This window comes from Henriciella sp., from assembly GCF_049649345.1.
Taxonomy (GTDB): Bacteria; Pseudomonadota; Alphaproteobacteria; order Caulobacterales; family Hyphomonadaceae; genus Henriciella.
In genome coordinates, this window is record NZ_JBARZC010000651.1 from 1 (window position 1) to 1,867 (window position 1,867).

A 1,867-nucleotide genomic window follows, 5' to 3' on the forward strand; every position below is an offset into this window, starting at 1 on the left:
AGGTAGAACCGTCCGACCTCCATCTCCTTGGCGGCAAGGTGATCGAAAGCAAGGTCGAATTTCTGCGTCGAGAGGCTGGCATATTCGCTGCCGGGATAAACTTCGATCACACGCTGCAATGACCGCAGGGCCTGAACCGTCAGCCCCTGATCGCGGCCGATTTCATCGATCTGGTCATAATACGATAGAGCAACCAGATAGGCGGCATAGGGCGCGTCTTCCTCTGCGGGATAGAAGTCGAGGTAACGCTGTGCCGCGGCCCGGCTGCTGGGGTAATCTTCGTCACGGTGGAATGCGAAGGCCTGCATGATCAGCGCACGCTCGGCCAGCGCCGAATAGGGGTAGAGCCGCTCGATCTCGCCAAAGGTGATCGCGGCATCATCGGCCTGTCCATCGGACAGTTGGCGTTCGGCCAGTTCATAGATCTCATTCGCGGCCAGATTGTCGACCGGTGGTGCACTATCCAGCCCCCCGCATGCAGCAATCGCGATAAGCGACGCCGCCAGGCAGGATCGGATCAACCAGCTTTTCGGGTTGGCTTGTCTTACTGACATTGCAAAGGCCTCACTCACACCTGTCGCAGGCGGAAATAAGCGCCGCCGTTCTTGGCCCTTCGTCTAGCATAGAAAAATGAGGGGCAAAATGCCTTTTGCAGCACAGCGTCTTCACGACCCTGTCGCAGTCTCAGGCGACGGCCGCGAGGTCTGCGGCGCTGACCCCTACACCAGGCAGACGCGCCGCGATGCGGTGGTCGCAGGTCGTCCAGCGCCAGGCGTCCGGTTGCGCAAAGAGGGTCCGCAGCAATCCGTTCGTCACCGCATGGCCGGCCCTGTGACCGGTGTAGCGACCCAAAATCGGCGCTCCGGCCGTATAAAGGTCGCCGAGAGCGTCGAGCATCTTGTGCCGGACAGCCTCATCGCTGTGGCGCCAGCCGCCAGGCGTCAGCACGTTCGCGCCGTCGATGACCACCGCGTTCTCGACAGTACCACCCAGCGCCAGTCCATTGGCATGCATCGCGGCGACATCGGAGGCGCGGCAAAAAGTGCGGCTGTCACAAAGTTCGCGGACAAAGGCCCCGTTCGCCATATTGAGGGTTTTGGTCTGACGTCCGATCGCGGGGTCGGTAAAAGCGATCTCGAAATCGATTTGCAGACTTGTCGCCGGCCCGAGGGTGGCACCCGCAAGTCCCTCCACGAAGCTCACCTCACGCAAGACTTCGATCACCTGCAAGGGGGCGGACAGCCGCTGCATACCGGCCTGCATGAGACCGCGCACGAAGGGTGCGGCGCTGCCATCGAGGATCGGAATTTCCGGTCCATCGAGATCGACCAGCGCGTTATGTATCCCGCAGCCCGCCAAAGCCGCCATCAGATGCTCGATGGTGGAAACGGTCGCGCCATCGGCATGGGCCAGACGCGTGTTCAAGGGTGTTACCTCGACACATGACCACAGCGCGGGAATCAGCGGCATTGCGGGCAGATCGATCCGCCGAAAAACGACACCGTGACCCGCAGCGGCGGGACGTACGACGACACGTACAGGCGCCCCGGAGTGGAGCCCCGTTCCCTCGAAAGTTGCCGGTGAGCTTAATGTCGTTTGCACGCAGATTTCCAATGAATGACTGGCCTTCCCGACCTAATGTTTTGTGGATCAACCCTCAATTCACGCTTTGCGACGGACTGAAATATCCAAAAGGGAATGCAAAATCTTCATATCGGCAGCCGTGTAGACCGCTGATATATAATGAAAAAGACCACCCATCGGGTGGCCTTTCTCGTGAACGGACTTTACGTCTTTTTCTTGCAATATTTCGCCGTCAGTTCGCCTGACGCCGCAGAAACGCGGGAATCTCGATCTTCTCCTGATC

At 59.6% G+C, this 1,867-nt stretch carries 2 protein-coding genes; both read right to left on the reverse strand.

Features of this window, described 5'->3' with window-relative positions; translation table 11 throughout:
• The coding region (gene bamD / locus WA989_RS17875; protein WP_424341824.1) for an outer membrane protein assembly factor BamD at positions 1-554 on the reverse strand (554 nt) is incomplete at its 3' end.
• Positions 555-684: 130 nt separating this feature from the next.
• Positions 685-1,602, reverse strand: coding sequence for a UDP-3-O-acyl-N-acetylglucosamine deacetylase (gene lpxC, locus WA989_RS17880; RefSeq protein ID WP_424341825.1), 918 nt, complete (start codon positions 1,600-1,602; stop codon positions 685-687).
• Positions 1,603-1,867: the final 265 nt, after the last annotated feature.